This is a genomic window from Billgrantia desiderata (genome assembly GCF_900108215.1).
GTDB lineage: Bacteria > Pseudomonadota > Gammaproteobacteria > Pseudomonadales > Halomonadaceae > Halomonas > Halomonas desiderata.
In genome coordinates, this window is the sequence record NZ_FNVC01000003.1 from 96,686 (window position 1) to 113,898 (window position 17,213).

At 65.7% G+C, this 17,213-nt stretch carries 16 protein-coding genes; 14 read left to right on the forward strand and 2 right to left on the reverse strand.

Annotated elements, in window-relative coordinates; translation table 11 throughout:
- Positions 1–7: 7 nt before the first annotated feature.
- Positions 8–664: a histidinol-phosphatase gene (locus C4S71_RS04395; RefSeq protein ID WP_103968322.1), complete on the reverse strand. Its 657-nt coding sequence runs from the start codon at positions 662–664 to the stop codon at positions 8–10.
- Between the two features lie 197 nt (positions 665–861).
- Between C4S71_RS04395 and C4S71_RS04400 the strand changes: the two genes are divergently transcribed.
- The 11 genes from C4S71_RS04400 (at position 862) to fnr (ending at position 13,126) form a co-directional block, all read left to right on the forward strand.
- Positions 862–1,353 (forward strand): RNA pyrophosphohydrolase, encoded by a 492-nt coding sequence (locus tag C4S71_RS04400; protein WP_026037963.1) that lies wholly within the window; start codon positions 862–864, stop codon positions 1,351–1,353.
- A gap of 128 nt (positions 1,354–1,481) precedes the next feature.
- Positions 1,482–3,743 (forward strand): phosphoenolpyruvate--protein phosphotransferase, encoded by a 2,262-nt coding sequence (ptsP, locus tag C4S71_RS04405; protein ID WP_103968446.1) that lies wholly within the window; start codon positions 1,482–1,484, stop codon positions 3,741–3,743.
- Between the two features lie 9 nt (positions 3,744–3,752).
- Complete coding sequence (locus C4S71_RS04410) at positions 3,753–4,547, forward strand: NRDE family protein (protein ID WP_103968324.1); 795 nt, start codon at positions 3,753–3,755, stop codon at positions 4,545–4,547.
- A 59-nt stretch (positions 4,548–4,606) separates the two neighbouring features.
- Positions 4,607–5,974 carry a response regulator gene (locus C4S71_RS04415; protein WP_103968325.1) on the forward strand — a complete coding sequence of 456 codons (1,368 nt, stop codon included), beginning with the start codon at positions 4,607–4,609 and terminating at the stop codon, positions 5,972–5,974.
- A 105-nt stretch (positions 5,975–6,079) separates the two neighbouring features.
- Positions 6,080–6,874, forward strand: a complete 795-nt coding sequence (lgt, locus tag C4S71_RS04420) for a prolipoprotein diacylglyceryl transferase (RefSeq protein ID WP_103968326.1) — start codon at positions 6,080–6,082, stop codon at positions 6,872–6,874.
- Positions 6,875–7,122: 248 nt separating this feature from the next.
- Positions 7,123–7,896, forward strand: a complete 774-nt coding sequence (locus tag C4S71_RS04425) for a thymidylate synthase (RefSeq protein ID WP_235014204.1) — start codon at positions 7,123–7,125, stop codon at positions 7,894–7,896.
- Entirely contained in the window at positions 7,893–8,411 is a 519-nt protein-coding gene (locus tag C4S71_RS04430; RefSeq protein ID WP_103968328.1) for a dihydrofolate reductase, read from the forward strand. The genes C4S71_RS04425 and C4S71_RS04430 overlap by 4 nt, the downstream gene beginning before the upstream one ends.
- Before the next feature lie 121 nt (positions 8,412–8,532).
- On the forward strand, positions 8,533–9,687 hold the full coding sequence (locus tag C4S71_RS04435; RefSeq protein ID WP_235014197.1) for a ProQ/FINO family protein: 1,155 nt from the start codon (positions 8,533–8,535) through the stop codon (positions 9,685–9,687).
- 406 nt (positions 9,688–10,093) lie between these two features.
- The gene (locus tag C4S71_RS04440) at positions 10,094–11,236 is read left to right on the forward strand and encodes a porin (protein ID WP_160113354.1); all 1,143 of its coding nucleotides are present in this window, start codon (positions 10,094–10,096) and stop codon (positions 11,234–11,236) included.
- Positions 11,237–11,417: 181 nt separating this feature from the next.
- On the forward strand, positions 11,418–12,221 hold the full coding sequence (locus tag C4S71_RS04445) for a sulfite exporter TauE/SafE family protein (RefSeq protein ID WP_103968330.1): 804 nt from the start codon (positions 11,418–11,420) through the stop codon (positions 12,219–12,221).
- Between the two features lie 158 nt (positions 12,222–12,379).
- Positions 12,380–13,126, forward strand: coding sequence for a fumarate/nitrate reduction transcriptional regulator Fnr (gene fnr / locus C4S71_RS04450; protein ID WP_103968331.1), 747 nt, complete (start codon positions 12,380–12,382; stop codon positions 13,124–13,126).
- Here the strand turns inward: fnr and C4S71_RS04455 are convergent.
- The gene (locus C4S71_RS04455) at positions 13,101–13,994 is read right to left on the reverse strand and encodes a LysR substrate-binding domain-containing protein (protein WP_086509472.1); all 894 of its coding nucleotides are present in this window, start codon (positions 13,992–13,994) and stop codon (positions 13,101–13,103) included. The two genes, fnr and C4S71_RS04455, sit on opposite strands and share 26 nt — an antisense overlap.
- Positions 13,995–14,169: 175 nt before the next feature.
- On the opposite strand from C4S71_RS04455, the gene C4S71_RS04460 reads away from it, so the two are divergent.
- The 3 genes from C4S71_RS04460 to C4S71_RS04470 all read left to right on the forward strand — a co-directional run bounded on the left by C4S71_RS04460 (position 14,170) and on the right by C4S71_RS04470 (position 17,154).
- On the forward strand, positions 14,170–14,985 hold the full coding sequence (locus C4S71_RS04460) for a citryl-CoA lyase (protein WP_103968332.1): 816 nt from the start codon (positions 14,170–14,172) through the stop codon (positions 14,983–14,985).
- The gene (locus tag C4S71_RS04465) at positions 14,982–16,124 is read left to right on the forward strand and encodes a CaiB/BaiF CoA transferase family protein (RefSeq protein WP_103968333.1); all 1,143 of its coding nucleotides are present in this window, start codon (positions 14,982–14,984) and stop codon (positions 16,122–16,124) included. The genes C4S71_RS04460 and C4S71_RS04465 overlap by 4 nt, the downstream gene beginning before the upstream one ends.
- 88 nt (positions 16,125–16,212) lie before the next feature.
- On the forward strand, positions 16,213–17,154 hold the full coding sequence (locus tag C4S71_RS04470; protein WP_103968334.1) for a dioxygenase family protein: 942 nt from the start codon (positions 16,213–16,215) through the stop codon (positions 17,152–17,154).
- The last annotated feature ends 59 nt before the right edge of the window (positions 17,155–17,213 follow it).

Here is a 17,213-nt window from a genome sequence, read left to right on the forward strand (position 1 = left end):
AAGCCGCTCAGTCCCGCAGGCTCATGATGCGCCAGCCGCGGCGTTCGGCCACTTCGCGAAGAGTGGCGTCGGGGTCCACCACCACCGGATGCTCCACCAGCTCCAGCAGCGGCAGGTCGTTGTGGGAATCGCTGTAGAACCAGGCGTCGTCCAGTGTCAGATCCTTGTCCGCCAGCCACTCTTCCAGGCGCTTGACCTTGCCTTCACGATAGCTCGGGGTGCCGCTGACCTGGCCGGTATAGCGGCCGTCGCGCACCTCCGGCTCCACCGCGATCAGATGATCCACCCCCAGCCGCTCGGCGATGGGGCCGGTGATGAAGCGGTTGGTGGCGGTGATGATCAGCAGAGTGTCGCCGCGGCTGCGGTGGCGTGCCAGCAGTTCCTCGCCCTTGGCCAGGATGTTGGGTTCGATCTTGCTGGCCATGAACTGCTGATGCCAGGCCGCCAACTGCTCGGGACTGTTGTCGGCGAGCGGCTTGAGCGCCACGGCGAGAAAGGCGTGGATGTCCAGCGTTCCCGCCTCATAGTCGGCCATGAAGCGGTCGTTGGCTTCACGGTAGGCCTTGGCATCCACTGCTCCCTGTTCGAGCAGAAACTCGCCCCAGGCGTGGTCGCTGTCGATGGCGAGCAGGGTATTGTCCAGGTCGAAGATGGCCAGACTCACGGCTTACCCCTTGCGATTTGGTGAGTAATGACTTGCTAGGTTTCGTGAAAGCTGGCGATTATGTCAGACAACGTCCTCGCTGCTAAGCCTGCCTGAGCTTTTTCTCCTGTCGCCGATCCGGCCCCATCGTTGTATTGATGCGCTTCACGCCCTTGTGGAAGAATGCAAGCAACGATGAATTTCACAAGGTGACGTCCGTGATCGACGCTGACGGCTTTCGCCCCAACGTTGGCATCATCATCGCCAACGCCAGGGGGCAGCTGCTTTGGGCGCGTCGGGTAGGACAGAATGCGTGGCAGTTTCCCCAGGGAGGCATCAAGTCAACCGAAACACCGCAACAGGCGCTCTACCGAGAGCTGGAGGAGGAAATCGGCCTCACCGCCGATGACGTCGAACTGCTTGCCTGTACCCGGGGGTGGCTGCGCTATCGCCTGCCACGACGCATGGTGCGCATGAATTCGAGGCCGGTGTGTATCGGCCAGAAACAGAAGTGGTTCCTGCTGCGGATCCGCTGTCAGGAGAGCCGCATCTGCATGGATGGCTCGGAGAAGCCCGAGTTCGATAACTGGCGCTGGGTCAGCTACTGGTATCCGCTGGGCCAGGTGGTGCCGTTCAAGCGCGAGGTGTATCGCCGCGCGTTGAGCGAGCTGTCGCCGCGGGCGCAGCGGCTGGCGCTGGAAGGGCGCTGAGCGAAGAATCCGCGGTTCGGTACGAGTGGGGCAACGCAGGGCCCCGTGTGAGCTCCGCCGCACTGGCGGGTGCTTGGCCTTGACTCCTCAGCAGGCGAGGGACGACAACGATGGAAAGCAAGACGCCGATGCTCGAGGTGCTACGCCGGGTCATCCAGGAGGTCAACGGGGCACGCAATCTCGATGCGGCGCTGGCGACCATGGTTCGCCGTATCCGCAAGGCCATGCGCACCGACGTATGTTCCTTCTATCTCTACGATGCCGAGATCGAGGCGCTGGTGCTGATGGAAACCATCGGCCTGCACAGCCAGGCGGTGGGGCAGGTCACCCTGCGGGTAGGCGAGGGCCTGGTCGGTCTGGTGGCCGAGCGCGAGGAGCCGCTCAACCTGGAGGACGCACCGTCGCACCCGCGCTTCCGCTACTTCGAGGCCACCGGCGAAGAGCGCTACTCCAGCTTTCTCGGCGTGCCCATCATCCATCAGCGGCGCATGCTCGGCGTGCTCGTCGTACAGCAGGCCGAGAAGCGCCGCTACGATGAGGAGGACGAAGCCTTTCTCATCACCATGGGCGCGCAGCTGGCCGGCGTGCTGGCTCACGCGTTGGCCACGGGCAGTCTCAGCAAGCCTACGCTGCCTGGCGGGCAGGCCATGTTCACCGGCGTTCCCGCCTCGCCCGGCATGGCCATCGGCGAGGTGGTGGTGGTGGCGCCGCTGGCCGATCTGGACAGCGTTCCCGACCTGATTCCCACCGACGTCGAGCACGAGATCGCGCGCCTCAAGGAGGCCATCGAGTGCGTGCGCGAGGAGATTCGAGCCGCGGGCGAGCGCCTGGCCAACCGCATCTCCTCCCAGGAACTGGCCCTGTTTGAGGTCTACCAGCAGATGCTCAGCGAGGCGGCGCTCTCCCAGGAAGTGGAGAAGCGCATTCGTGAAGGGCAGTGGGCCCCGGGGGCGCTGGCCGACGTGGTGCGGCGTCACGTGCAGTACCTGGAGCGGGTCGACGACGACTACCTGCGCGAGCGGGCCGCCGACGTGCGTGACCTGGGCCGCCGGGTGCTGGCGCATCTGCAGGAGGAGACGCCCCAGACGCCGGCCAACTTCCCCGAGAGTACCATTCTGGTCGGCGACGAGATCAGCGTCGCCACGTTGGGCGAAGTGCCGCGAGAGCGTCTTGCTGGGCTGGTCTCGCTGCGCGGCTCGAGCACTTCTCACGTGGCGATCGTGGCGCGAGCCATGGGCATTCCCACCGTGTCGGGCATGGTCGACCTGCCGTTGCCGCGGCTCTCCGGCGCCGAGGTGGTCCTCGACGGGCACCGGGGGCGGCTTTTCGTGCGGCCGTCCGACGAGCTGAAGGCCCGCTACGGCAGCCTGATCGCCGAGGAGATCGCGCTCACCGAAGTGCTGGAGCATGAGCAGGACCTGCCCAGCGAGACGCCGGACGGTCACGTGATGCCATTGATGGTCAACACCGGCCTGGCCATCGATACCGCGGTGTCGTTGAAGAAGCGCATCAGCGGCGTGGGGCTGTACCGCACCGAGGTGCCATTCATGATCGCCGAGCGCTTTCCGAGCGAGCAGGAGCAGGCACGCCTCTACCGCGATCAATTGCAAAGCTTTGCGCCGCTGCCGGTGGTCATGCGCACGCTCGACATCGGCGGCGACAAGGATCTGCCCTACTTCCCCATCGAGGAGGCCAACCCCTTCCTCGGCTGGCGCGGCATCCGGGTCACGCTCGACCATCCCGAGGTGCTGATGGTGCAGCTGCGCGCCATGCTGCGCGCCGCCCAAGGGCTCGACAACCTGCAGATTCTGCTGCCCATGGTGACCAACGTCGACGAAGTCGACGATGCGCTGCGCCTGCTGGATCGCGCCATTCGTGAGCTGGGCGAAGAGGGCGTCGTCTCGCCGCGGCCCCGGGTCGGCGTGATGCTGGAAGTTCCCGCCACGCTCTATCAACTGGATGCGCTGGCCGAACGGGTCGACTTCTTCTCCGTCGGCAGCAACGACCTGACCCAGTACCTGCTGGCGGTGGATCGCAACAACCCCCGGGTGGCGAGCCTCTACGACTCCTGTCACCCCGCCGTGCTGTGTGCCATGGCGTGGCTGGCCGAGGAGTCCCGGCGGCTGAAGAAGCCGATCTCGGTGTGCGGCGAACTGGCCGGCGACCCGGCCGGTGCGCTGCTGCTGATGGGCATGGGCTTCGATTCCCTTTCCATGAACGCCCCCAGTCTGCCCCGGGTCAGAGCGGCCATTCGTCGGGTGTCGATCGACGCCGCCAAGGCGCTGGTTCAGGAAACCCTGGCGCTCAATACGCCGGTGGCGGTTCGCAGCCATCTGTTCGGGCGTCTCAGCGAATGGCAGCTGGCGCACTTGCTGCCGCCGCGGGACTGAGTGCGGTTCATGTGTCTCATCGCTTTCGACTTTCAACCCCAGGCGCCGATAGCGCTGCGGCTGGTGGCCAACCGCGACGAGTTCCATCAACGACCGACGGCTGCACTGGCGGCGTGGCAGGATGCGCCCGACATCGTCGGCGGCCGTGATCTCGAGGCCGGCGGCAGCTGGCTGGCGGTGCATCGTCGCGGGCGCGTCGCGGCGGTGACCAACGTGCGCGACCCCTTGCTCGACGTGTCGCCGGATGCACCGAGCAGGGGGCAGCTCGTGCGCGAGGCGCTGGAGTGCCCCGACCTCAGCGCCTGGCTGCTCCGGCTTGCCGGGGGCGAGGGCTGGCGCTATGCCGGCTTCAACCTGCTGGCGGGGGATGGCGAGCGCCTCTGGCATCTGCATCGCGGCCGAGACGAGCTGCTGCTCACCCAGGTCGCGCCCGGCATCCACGGGCTTTCCAATGCCACCCTCGATACGCCCTGGCCCAAGCTGGTCGTCGCCCGGCAGGGGCTGGCGGCTGCGCAGCGTCGCCGCTGGCCGGAGGACGCCCTGGAGGCGTTTGGCGATACCCGGCCGGCCGACGATGGCCATCTGCCCGATTCCGGCGTGGGGCTGGAGCTGGAGCGTCGGCTGTCGCCGCCTTTCATCGTCGGCGAGCAGTACGGCACCCGTGCCACCACCTGGCTGGAGTGGGACGCCGGCGCGGGCGTCGTGGTGCTGGAAGAGCGTCGCTTCGGCCCCGGTGGGCAGCCTCAGGGCGTGACGCGGGAGCGAATTGCCTTGCACCGCAACTCGTTCCCGGTGTCGCCATGACAGCCAGGACGTAGCGGCGTAAACTCACCCATCGGCATTCGGCACAGGGACGCACGCCCGTGGTAGCACACAAGGACCGCTTATGGTCGTACCTGATATGGCCTCTGCTGTGGCCGCTGTTGCTGGCCCAGGCGGCCCTGGTACTGCTGTGTCTGCTGGCTGCCGCCGTGCTGTGGCTGGCCACCCCCGATCCTGCCACCTGGACGGGACCCGCCTGGCTGCTGCTGGCTCTGCTGGTCGGCACGACCCTCACCACCTCGGCCTTTCTCCTGCAATTACGCCACCGCATTCGCGAATGTGAGGCTCAGACCGAGAGCCGGCTCGAGCGTATCGAGCGTCTGCTGCTGGAAGCCGAACAGATGCTGCCGGGTTGGCTGGGACAGCCGGAACGGCTCGAGACCCATGACGACTCGATGATGGGGCGCATGGAGCGTCTGCATGACGGCATGATCGAGCTGCAAACGCGACTCGAGCTGGTGCCGAGCCCCGATGCGCTGCTGGCGAGCAGTCAGCGGCCGGCGCTGCTGCTCTACCAGGGGCGCATCGTCGGCGCCAACCTGGCCATGGAGCAGCTGCTGGGAGAAGGCCTGGCCACGCTGAGAGGACAGGACCCCGCGACGCGACTGATCGAGCGAGGCGATGCGGGAGACAGGCTGGTCGAGGTGCAGGTGCTCGATGGAGAGGGGCGCTGGCGCTCCTTCCGGGCGGAGTGGCTGGAAGCCTCGCCCTATCAATTGCTGCTCTTCGAACGCGCCGGCATGCACGAATTCGGCAACCTGCTGGCGGCCCGCGAGCGGGCGAGGGAGGACTCGCGGCTCAAGTCGCACTACCTGACGTTGCTGCAGCGCGAGCTGGAGCCGCTGCTGAAGGAGTTGACCGATAGCATGAAGACGGCATCCGGCAACGGGAGTTCGTTGCGCTACGCGCACCTGCGCGAGCGTATCGCCGACATTTTGCTGCTGGTCAACAGTCTGGCCGGAGAGCGGGGCGAGCTGATGCCCGCGGCCAGCGCCGGCCAGGACGAACCGTTGCGGGTGCTGGTGGTCGATGACGGCCCGGTCAACCGCATGCTGGCCAGCCAGCTGCTCGAGGCCCAGGGGCTTCGGGTCGACAGTGTCGCCAGTGGCCCGGAAGCCCTGGAACAGCAGCAGCGTCTGTTCTACGACCTGGTGCTGATGGATATCTTCATGCCCGACATGGATGGCATCGAGGCAGCCCGGAGCTGGCGCGAACAGGAGACGCTCGCTCCCGAGGCCGGTCGCAGCATTCTGGTGGCGCTCACGGCCAACGCCACCGACAGCGACCGCCAGCGCTTCGTCGAGGCCGGCATGGACGACTACCTGGCCAAACCCTATGGCCCGCGTGAGCTCATCGATCTGCTTCGGCAGTGGCGGCCGGACGCCTTTCAAGATTCCGCATCGACATGACCCTGTTTCTTTCATCGACGGCGGACTGATCATCATGCCGGCCCCGGTCTGCGCCTTCGGCCTGCAGACCAGCGTGGGGCTCCGTTTTTTCGTTCCGAGGTGCACATGAACTATCCCGATATCGATCCCGTCGCCATCACGCTCGGCCCTTTCCAGGTGCACTGGTACGGTCTGATGTACGTGATCGGCTTCGTCGGGGCCTGGTGGCTGGGACGCCGACGGGCCCATCGCTTCGGCCTCACCCATGACGATGTCGGCGACCTGCTGTTCTATCTCGCCATCGGGGTGGTGGTCGGCGGTCGCCTCGGCTATGCGCTGTTCTACGGCATGGGCCAGTGGGCCGCCGACCCGCTGTGGGTGTTCCGCGTCTGGGACGGCGGCATGAGCTTTCACGGCGGGCTGATCGGCGTGCTGCTGGCCGCCCTCTGGTTCGCCCGCAAGAAGCGCATGGCCTTCTTCAGCCTGACCGATTTCTTCGCTCCCATGGTGCCGATCGGCCTGGGCGCCGGGCGCATCGGTAACTTCATCAACCGCGAATTGCCCGGTCGGGTCACCGAGATGCCCTGGGGCATGCCGTTCCCCGGCATGGGGCCGGAGCCGCGGCATCCGACGGCGCTGTACGAGGCCTTCCTCGAAGGCCTGGTGATGTTCGTCATCCTGTGGTGGGTGTCGGCCCAGCCGCGTCGGCGCGGGCTGGTGTCCGGCCTGTTTCTGCTGCTCTATGGGGTATTCCGCTTCGGCGTGGAGTTCTACCGCCTGCCGGACGCCCACATCGGCTACCTGGCCTTCGGCTGGTTCACCATGGGCATGCTGCTGACCCTGCCGATGATCCTCTTCGGTATCGTACTCATCGCCTGGTCGCGGCGTCAGCCGCTGGTGGGCGACAAGGCGATACAGTGAAACTCGATGACAGCGGGGCAGCGAAACTCGACGGGAGCTACGCAGCGATACTCGCCGAGAGTAGGAGTGCGTGAGCGGAGGCGGTAGACTCACGGGTCAATCGATCGACTGCCAATCGACCATCTTATAGATAGAGCCTTGCCAAGATGCCTGACGACAACGCCCAGCTCGGACGACCCGCTACCGAGCGGGCCGCCCTTCAATCGCCACCCGAGCGACCCGCTCTCGAGCAGCCGTATCTGGACCTGATGCGGCAGGTGCTGGAGCAGGGCGTGGAGCGCGGCGACCGCACCGGGGTCGGTACGCGCTCGCTGTTCGGCCACCAGATGCGCTTCGACCTTTCCCGCGGTTTCCCGCTGGTGACCACCAAGAAGCTGCACCTGCGCTCGATCGTCCACGAGCTGCTGTGGTTCCTGCGTGGCGATACCAACATCGCCTATCTCAAGGAGAATGGAGTCAGCATCTGGGACGAGTGGGCCGACGCCAACGGCGATCTCGGCCCGGTCTACGGCTATCAGTGGCGCAGCTGGCCCGACCCCCGCGGCGGCCATGTGGATCAGATCGCCAAGCTGCTCGAGCAGTTGCGTACCAACCCCAGCTCGCGGCGGCTGATCGTCTCCGCCTGGAACCCGGCGCTGGTCGACGAGATGGCGCTGCCGCCGTGCCACTGCCTGTTCCAGTTCTACGTCGCCGAGGGGCGGCTCTCCTGCCAGCTCTACCAGCGCAGCGCCGACATTTTCCTCGGCGTACCGTTCAACATCGCCAGCTACGCGCTGCTGACGCAGATGGTCGCCCAGGTTTCGGGGCTGGAACCCGGCGACTTCGTCCACACCCTGGGCGACGCGCACCTCTATCTCAACCATCTCGAGCAGGCCGAGCTGCAGCTCTCGCGCACCCCGCGGCCGGCGCCTCGGCTGGTGCTGGACCCCGGCGTCGACGACCTGTTCGCCTTCCGCTTCGAGCACATCGCCATCGAAGACTACGACCCCCACCCTCATATCAAGGCCGAGGTAGCGGTATGACCGACGAGACCCTGGTGCCGGTGGCGATGATCGCCGCGGTGTCGCGCAACGGCGTGATCGGCGTCGACAACAAGCTGCCCTGGCATCTGCCCGAGGATCTCAAGTTCTTCAAGCGCATGACCCAGGCCAAGCCGCTGATCATGGGGCGCAAGACCTTCGCCTCCATCGGTCGGCCGCTGCCGGGGCGGCTCAACATCGTGGTGACCTGCGATAAAAACTTTCGCCACGACGGCGTGCGGGTCTGCCACGATCTCGAATCGGCGCTGTTCCTGGCCGACCAGCAGGCCACCATCGATGCCAGCGAGGAGATCATGGTGATGGGGGGCGGCGAGATCTATGCCCAGGCGCTGCCCCATGCCAGCCGCATCTACCTCACCGAGGTGGATGTCGAGGTGGAAGGCGACGCCCGCTTTCCCGAGCTGGACGAACGCGAGTGGCAGGAGGTGCAGCGGGTACCGGGTTCGCCCAGCCCGGGCCAGCCGAGCTACAGTTTCGTGCAGTACCAGCGCCGCTGAACTGCACATTTGTCAGCGCCTCGCTTGTGGCACACACTAGGCTGAGGCATGGAGCTGCCCCGTTCTCGCCACCCGTTCGATCGTCGTGTCGTCAACGTGAGCCCGCCAGGAGGATGCCGGTTTGACCGAAGAGCGTTCACGTCAACTGTTCGATGTCTTGGAGACCTGTGCCGACACGGCGCTCCATGAGCTGCGCCGCTATCGCGCAAGAATCCAGGAGCTGGAGTCCCGTCTTGCCGAATCCGAAGCGCGGCAGCAGGAGCTCGAGGCGGCGCGCCTGGAGCTGATGGAAGAGAATCGCGAGCTGGACGAGCAGAACCGCGAGCTCGAGGAGGACAACGCCCGCCTGCGCGAACGCCTGCGCAAGGGCGAGCCGACCCCGGCATTCCCCGGCCCCGCGCGGCGCGCCCAGGGCCTGGCGGCGCTGATCGGGCAGCGACCGCGGGCGGAGGCCGCTCAGCACGGCGAGTCGCCCGACTCCCAGGCCGCTGGCGGTAAAGACGATATAGACAAAGCGTCGGCAGCCGGCGGTAAAGGCGATGGCGGTAAAAATGGTGGCGGTAAAGATAAAGAAGCAGCAATCAAGCCATCGACAGCGTTCGCTCCGGCAGGGGGAGTAGCCGTCGCTCCCTTCGCTCCGGCGTATGCTTCGGCCAGGGTGGCCTCGACTGAGCGCACCGCCGACGAGCGTCAGGGCCAGCTTGCCATCGAGCAGGCGCCCTCCGCCGATGCCCTGCTGAAGCAGTGGTACCAGCGCTATCCCCATACCTTCTTCAAGGGGCATACGCGACCGCTCAAGGTCGGCATTCATCACGATCTTGCCGTACGCGAGCCCTGGCCCGAAAAGCTGGTGCGCCGCGCGCTGGCCGGCTACGTCAACCTGCCGCGTTATCTGAAGGCAATGCGTGAAGGCGCCGAGCGTATCGACCTCGACGGTGCGTCCGCCGGCGATGTCGATGCCCAAGCCGCCGAGCATGCCAGGCGCAAGCTGGAGCGGCTGCAGGACGAACGGCGTGAGCGCGGCCGTCCGGCAGGTGCCGCGCCGAAGCGGGGCAATGGCAAGGCGAACTCCGGCCGCAGCCGCGCCGTTGCAGCAGGCGATCAGTCAGCCGACAAGGTCCCCCGTCTGACGCACGAGAATGTCCCACCCAAGGCGGCCGGCCCCGCATCGGAAGCGGCCGATCCCATCGCCGCAACGGCGGACCCCGAGGAGCGCATGGAGGCCAAGCTATCGGCGCTACTGGCCAAGCATGGCAGCAGTCGCAAGGGGCGCTGACTTCGCTGTCACCAAAGCGTAGAAAGCCCGTCACTTGCCAGCGGTGTATCAGCGGGGCATGATGTGCGGGCTCATCGCTGCCAGGCAGATCGACTGCCATGCCTTGCGGCACGCGGTCCCGGGGGCGTCCGGACCGCACCAGCAGGGAAAAGTTCCGTCGGAGGGTCGAGCGTCGTAGGAAAACAGTGTTTTTTCTTATTGCGTTCCGATTTTTCCCGGTATAGAGTTATACCTGCGAGCATTGGACTATAACAAGGCTTCGCTGCGGTCATGACCGGCCCCCGGCACTTCCTGGGAAGGAACCGAGCCAAGCACGGCGGGACCCATGCCCGGCAAGCTACCTGCACCGATCACCGATCCGTGCAGTAACGATCGAAACAGTAAGCTAGTGAAAGGAACTATCGCGATGAAAAAGACACTGTTAGCGACTGCCATTGCCGGTGCCATGGTTTACGGCGCCACCGCTGCTCAGGCAGCTACCGTTTACGACCAAGACGGCACTCAGGTCGACGTCTACGGCCGTCTCGTTATGGGCCTGACCAGCGGTGGGGTGGAAGACGAAGGTGTGAAGAGCTCTGGCTCTGAATTTGAGGACTTTGGCTCCCGATTCGGCTTCCGCGCTCGTAACCAGGTGAACGCCGATCTGTCCGTATTCGCCAACGCGGAGTTCCGTTTCGACGCCAGTGACCGTAATTCTGATCCGATCACCAACAACCGCCAGACTTTCGTGGGCGTTCAAAGCCAGCAGCTCGGTCGCCTCTGGGTCGGTAACTTCAACAGCGTCTATTACAATGCCATTGGCGCCGTGTTCGATGTGCCGGAAAACGAAGGCTGGTCTACCTTTGGTAGCGTAGACAATAGCTCGCACGGTAACGCGCTGGCCTACTCTACTCCGGTGCTGGAAGGCTTCCAGGTCCACCTGCAGGTCAAGCACTACTCCGGCAACGGTGAAGAACAGGGCGATGGCGACAACAGCTCCACCACCAGCTCCCAGGCGGTGGTGAGCTACACCTGGCAGGATCTGTACCTCGCCCTCGGTTTCGACGAGAACCGCGACTACAACCGTGTTGATGGCCCTGGCCACTCAGCTGGCGATGGCCCCGGTTCGAGGCTGGCCAATGCCGGTCGCCATTCGGGCGAAGCGCTGTGGGGCGGCGTGGTTCAGTACCAGTTCACGCCGGCCTTCAGCGCGCGTCTGGGCTACGAGACCAGCAGCTCCAACGATTCCCGTCTGAGCGAACAAATGGAAGCTGGTGAGGATGGCAAACCGTTCCAGTACCTGGGTCGCGATATCGTCAGTGTTGGCGCTACTTTCGACTACGGCACGGGCGAGATCTACGGCCAGTACTCTTATGTCAGCTGGGACGACAACGAAGCGACCGGCGACATCAGCTCTTCCAATCAGTGGATGCTGGGCGCCAACTATCGCTTCAGCCGTCCGATGTATGTTTTCGCTGAAGTCTACGACTCCGATTTCGATAGCGACAACAGCATCAGCGATCTTAACGACGATCTGCTCTACACCGTCGGTGTACGCTACGACTTCTAAGTCGAGCCGAAGCTGACTGCAAGACACGTCGCTTCCAGCGACGACGAAACCGGCCCTTCGGGGCCGGTTTTTTTTCTCTGTAGTCGGGTCTGCCAATCAGCCGTGCTGCATTTGGGCCGCCGATGACGCTTTTCTGATAGACTGGCTCGCCTTGTGGGTCCTGATCCGGAGAGGAGTGGCCGTGGAGCTTATCTGGCTGGCCTACGTGGCCTTGGGCGGGGTGGTCGGCATCATGGCCGGCCTGTTGGGCATCGGCGGCGGCGGTATCATGGTGCCGATTCTGACCGCGCTGTTCCTCACCCAGGGGGTGCCCCTCGAGCATCTGGCTCACCTGGCGCTGGGTACCTCGATGGCCGCCATCATTCCCGCTTCCACGGCGAGTCTGCTCTCCCACCGCCGCCACGGTGCCGTGCGCTGGGAGATCGTTCGCTACCTGACCCCCGGCATTCTGGTAGGTACCTTTCTGGCCACCTTCATTGCCGCCTTGCTGCCGACCCGGGGCCTGGCGATCTTCTTCGCCTGCTTCATGATCTTCATGTCTCTGCAGATGCTGGCCAACCTCAAGCCCAAGCCGACGCGGAACCTTCCAGGGGCGGTCGGCCTCGGCGGGGCGGGGCTGGGAATCGGCGGCATCTCGGCGCTGGTGGCCATTGGCGGCGGCTCGCTGACCGTACCGTTTCTGACCTGGTGCAACGTCAGGCTGCCCCAGGCCATCGGCACCTCCGCCGCCGTCGGCCTGCCCATTGCCCTGGCCGGTGCCCTGGGCTACGTGATCAACGGCTGGGGTACCCCCGGCCTGCCCGGCGCCGCGCTGGGTTTCGTCTACCTGCCCGCACTGCTGTTGATGGCTCCCTTCAGCATGCTGATGGCGCCCGTGGGGGCCAGGCTGGCGCATCGCCTGCCGGTGGCACTGCTCAAGCGGATTTTCGCGGTCATGATGATGGGGCTGGCGCTGCAGATGGTGTACACCGTGTTCACTGCCTGATCCCGCTGCTTTCGTTCCATGAAGCTCTTGATGCAGGTCAATGGAAGTAACATTTTGTCGCGCTGCGGGACGGCGCGGCGGGACAAGCGAAACGCAGCAGGCCAGAATCGAAGTCTCCCAGTGTGACCCTACGTGAGACCGAGGTAAGGAGTGCGCTCATGAAACCCCGGCCCGCCCAGCGGCCAGGCTCCGCCGTGCCCCGCTGCGAGCGCTGCACCCTGCATGCCCGCTGCCTGCCGCTGGGGCTCGAGTTCGATGCCCTGCAGTCCTTCGATGACATCATCCGGCTGCCGCAGGCGCTCAAGCGCGGTCAGGCACTGATGCTCCAAGGGGCGCCCTTCACCAGCCTCTATGTGGTGCGCTCCGGCAGCCTCAAGCAAACGGTGGCGCAGCCCGGCCAGCGCGATCAGGTCACTCACTTTCATCTGCCGGGGGAGATCGTCGGTCTGGATGCCATCGGCGAGGCGAGCTGCCATGGCAGCGTGGTGGCGCTGGAGAGCGCCTTCGTCTGCGAGCTGCCGTTCACGCGACTGGAAGTTCTCGCCGAGCGGCTGCCGGAGCTGCGCGGGCGACTCTATCGTTGCATGAGCCGCGAGCTGCGCCGCGATCAGCGCATGATGTGCCTGCTCTCGGGGCGCACCGCCGACCAGCGCCTGGCGAGTTTCCTGCTCGGCCTCTCCGAGCGCTTCAGCGCCCGGGGCTTGTCGCCTTATCGTTTCTTTCTCTCCATGTCGCGCTCGGACATCGGCAGCTACCTCGGCCTGGCGCTGGAAACCGTCAGTCGGGTGTTGGCACGCTTTCAGGAGCAGGGCGTCATTGCCGTGGCCGGTCGCGAACTCACCATCAGCGACATCGAAGCGCTCGAAGGTCTGGCGCTGGCTAGCGCCCCCATGACGCCTGCTTGACCACCTGCCGAATCGTCTCGGCCATGAAGCGGCTGGCGGGGGAGCGCTGTGCCTGTTGCGACCACAGCAGGCCCGGCGTGCGTACCGGGGTGGGACTCTCCAGCGGGATGGCTTTCACTCCGGGCTCGTTGCCCAGCGCGTTCTCCGCCACGATGCTGCACAGATCGGTGCGCCGCACCAGTTCGATCATGGGGGAGATGGCGTTGAGTTCGGCGACGATCTGCGGACGCGCGCCGGCGGCGGCGAAGCACTCGTCGAGCATCTGGCGGGTCGAGAAGTGTGGCGCCAGCAGCGTCATACGCGCGCCGTTCAGCTCGACCATGCGCAGCCGCTTGCGCCGGGCCAGCGGATGGTCGTTGGCCACGATCAGCTTCAGCTCCTCGTTGTAGAGCGGCTCGAAGCGCAGGCCGCGGGGAATGGCCGGACGGTAGGAGATGCCCAGATCCAGGTAGCCGTCGACCAGCCCCTCGCTGATCCGATCTCCCGAAAGCTCTTCCACTACCACCTTCACACGCGGCAGGCGCTGCATGAAACGCGAGAGGCAAAGCGGGATCAGCTGCACGTTGAAGCTGTGGGTGGCGGCGATGCGCAGCTCGCCGCTCAGGTCATCGGGGGCTTCCTTCAAGGCGCCCACGGCCTGATCGACCTGGCGCAGGATAGGCACCACGTGCTCGTGAAAGCTCTGGCCCGCCTCGGTGAGCGTCACCCGCTTGCCGATCCGCGCGAACAGCGGCTGGCCCAGCTCCTCTTCCAACTGACGGATCTGGTGGGAAAGCGTCGATTGGGTGACGTGCACCTTTTCGGCGGCCCGGGTGAAGTTGAGCGTCTCCGCAATGGCCAGAAAGTACCGTATGTGGCGCAGTTCCATGCAAGCTCCGCTGTCGTGGCGTCATCAATCGATCGTGTCACTCGTTTTTATGTAAATTTATCATTTCTGTCCATCGTGATGGCGTCTTATGTTGTTCCAACACAAGCGTTACACATCACGAGCGTGGGTGCCGCTCCGGCATGACTCGCTCGCATCTGCCAAGCGGAGCCAAAGCATGAAGATCGGGCGCGAGACAATTCCAAGAACCGCCATCAGCACCTCCAACGCCGACACCATCGTAGTGCGCGGCAAGGACCTCAGCGCCGAGCTGATCGGCCACACCACCTTCACCGACTACTTCCTGATGCTGCTCGACGGCAAGCCGGCCAGCGACGTCCGCCGCCGGGTACTGGACGCTACCCTGGTGGCCATCGCCGAGCACGGCCTGGTACCCAGCGTGCAGGCCAGTCGCATGACCTATGCCGCCGCCCCCGAGGCGCTGCAGGGTGCGGTAGCGGCGGGGCTGCTGGGCTGCGGCTCGGTGATCCTCGGTGCCTCGCAGGCGGCGGGGGAGCTGTTCGACGAGATCGCCGGTGAGATCGACGGGGGCAAGTCCCTCGAAAGTGCCGTACACGATGTCGTCAGCGCGCGTCGCGCCCGCCGCGAAGCGATTCCCGGCTACGGCCACCCGCTGCACAAGGCCCGCGACCCGCGCGTCGAGGCGCTGTTCGGCGTGGCGCGGGAGGCGGGCGCCGAGCTGCGCTACGTGGAGATTGCCGAAGCCGTTGAGCGGGCCATTCCCGCCATCGTCGGCAAGCAGCTCAAGCTCAACGTCTCCGCTGCCATTCCCGCCGTGCTGCTGGGGGCGGGCTTTCCGCTCAAGGCGCTGCGCGGCGTGCCGCTGTTGGCACGCACCGCCGGGCTGATCGCCCACCTGCTGGAGGAGGCCGAGCAGCCCTGCGGCTTCGCGCTCTCCTATCAGGCGGCGCAGCGGGTCGAGTACACCGGTGAGGTGCCGCCGGGCTTCACCCAGGAAGGGGGGCAGCCATGAGCAAGGTACTCGAAGGCATCACCGTCATCGAGCAGGGCACCTTCATCACCGGCCCCGCCGCCGGCATGCTGCTGGGCGACCTGGGCGCCAACGTGATCAAGATCGAAATGCCCGGCAAGGGCGACCCCTTCCGCGCTTTCAAGGGCGGGCTCTACAGCCCCCACTACCAGACCTACAACCGCAACAAGCGCAGCATCGCCCTCAACACCAAGGAGCCGGAGGATCTCGCCACCTTCGATGCGCTGATCCGCGATGCCGACGTCTACATCCAGAACTTCCGCCCCGGTACCGCCGAGCGGCTGGGGGCGGGGGAAGAGCGCCTGCGCGAGCTCAACCCGCGGCTGATCTACTGCGCCATCAGCGGTTTCGGCAACGACGGCCCCTACGCCGGGCGCCCCAGCTACGACACCGTGGCCCAGGCCGCCAGCGGTTTTCTCAAGCTGCTGGTCAATCCCGAGAATCCGCGGGTGGTGGGGCCGGCCATGGCCGATGCGCTGTCGGGCTTCTACGCCGCCTACGGCATTCTCGGCGCGCTGGTGGAGCGCGGCCGCACCGGTCAGGGGCGTCGGGTCGACGTCTCCATGCTGGAGGCGATGTGCCACTTCAACCTCGACGCCTTCACCCACTATCTCTCCGAGAACGAGATCATGGGCCCCTACAGCCGGCCGCAGGTGTCGCAGTCCTACGTGATGGAGTGCGCCGACGGCAAGTGGGTGGCGCTGCACATGTCCTCGCCGGAGAAGTTCTGGCAGGGGCTGGCCAACGCCATGGAGTACCCCGAGCTGTTGCAGGACGAACGTTTCGCCACCCGCGAGGGGCGCATCGACCACCAGGAGCAGATGATCGAAGTGCTCAAGCAGGTGTTCCGACGTCACGACCGAACGGAGTGGTGCCGGCGCCTGGAGGCCGAGGACGTGCCTCATGCCCCGATGTACGACACCGACGAGGTGCTCGAGGACCCTCAGGTCAAGCATCTGCAGCTGGAGGTGAGCACCGAGCACCCCACGGTGGGCACCTTCCGCACCCTGCGCTCGCCGGTCTCCTACGACGGCGTGAAGCCGCTGGAGGTCACTGCACCCCCGGTGCTGGACGAACACCGCGAGGAAATCCTGGCAGAAGTGAAGCGCCGCCAGCGTTGAAGGGCGCATGCGGCGCAGTGGCACCATGACACAACGATAAACAGCCGGTCGGGCGGCGCTGCCAGCCCAGGCCGAACAGGAGCCAGTCATGTTCGAATTGCCCAATAAAGAAGACATCGTTCCGCATGGCATTCCGCAGACCCCGGACGACATCACCGAGATCGTGCTCAAGGCGATGAGCCACACCAGGGACGAGCGGCTGCGCGAGATCCTCACCGCGCTGGTCAAGCATCTGCACGCCTTCGGCCGCGAAGTGAAGCTGAGCGAGGAGGAGTTCATGGCCGCCATCAATGCGGTTACCCGGCTCGGCCATCTCACCCGCGACCGCCACAACGAGACCATGGTGATGTCCGACGCCCTGGGCTTCTCCACCCTGGTGATGATCCTTAATCAGGAGCGCGCGCCGGAGCAGATCTCGCCGGCCCTGCTGGGGCCCTTCTACAGCCGCAAGGACCCGGAGTATCCGCTCGGCTTCAACATCTCCCGCGATACGCCCAAGGCGAGCGACATCCCGCTGTTCGTCTCCGGCCGGGTGACGAGCCGCGACGGCACGCCGCTGCCAGGCGCCCTGGTGGAGGTGTGGCATGCCTCGCCGGAGGGGCTCTACGAGAACCAGGACGACAGCCAGCCGCACCTCAACCTGCGCGGCAAGTTTCGCACCGACGCCGAGGGGCGCTACCACTTCCGCACCATTCGTCCGGCCAGCTACCCGATTCCCACCCACGGCATCGTCGGCGAAATGCTCGAGGCGCAGAGTCGCCATCCGTTCCGCGCCGCACATCTGCACTTCACCGTCTCCGCCGAGGGGCATCGGACCCTGGTGACGCAGATCTTCCCCAAGGACGATCCCTTCCTCGAATCGGACTGCGTGTTCGGCGTCACCAGCGCCGACCTGGCCATGGAGTTCCCCATCCACGACGACGGCCAGGCACCCGACCCCGACGTGCGCGGTCGCTACTGCACGCTGGAAGTGGATTTCGACCTGTCCCCCGGCGTTTCGCGTCTGCCGGCATCGCCCATCGATTCGTGATGCCCCCACGCTGAAGCGCCGTTGCCACGCCAATTGCCATAACCGGTTTCCATAACAAC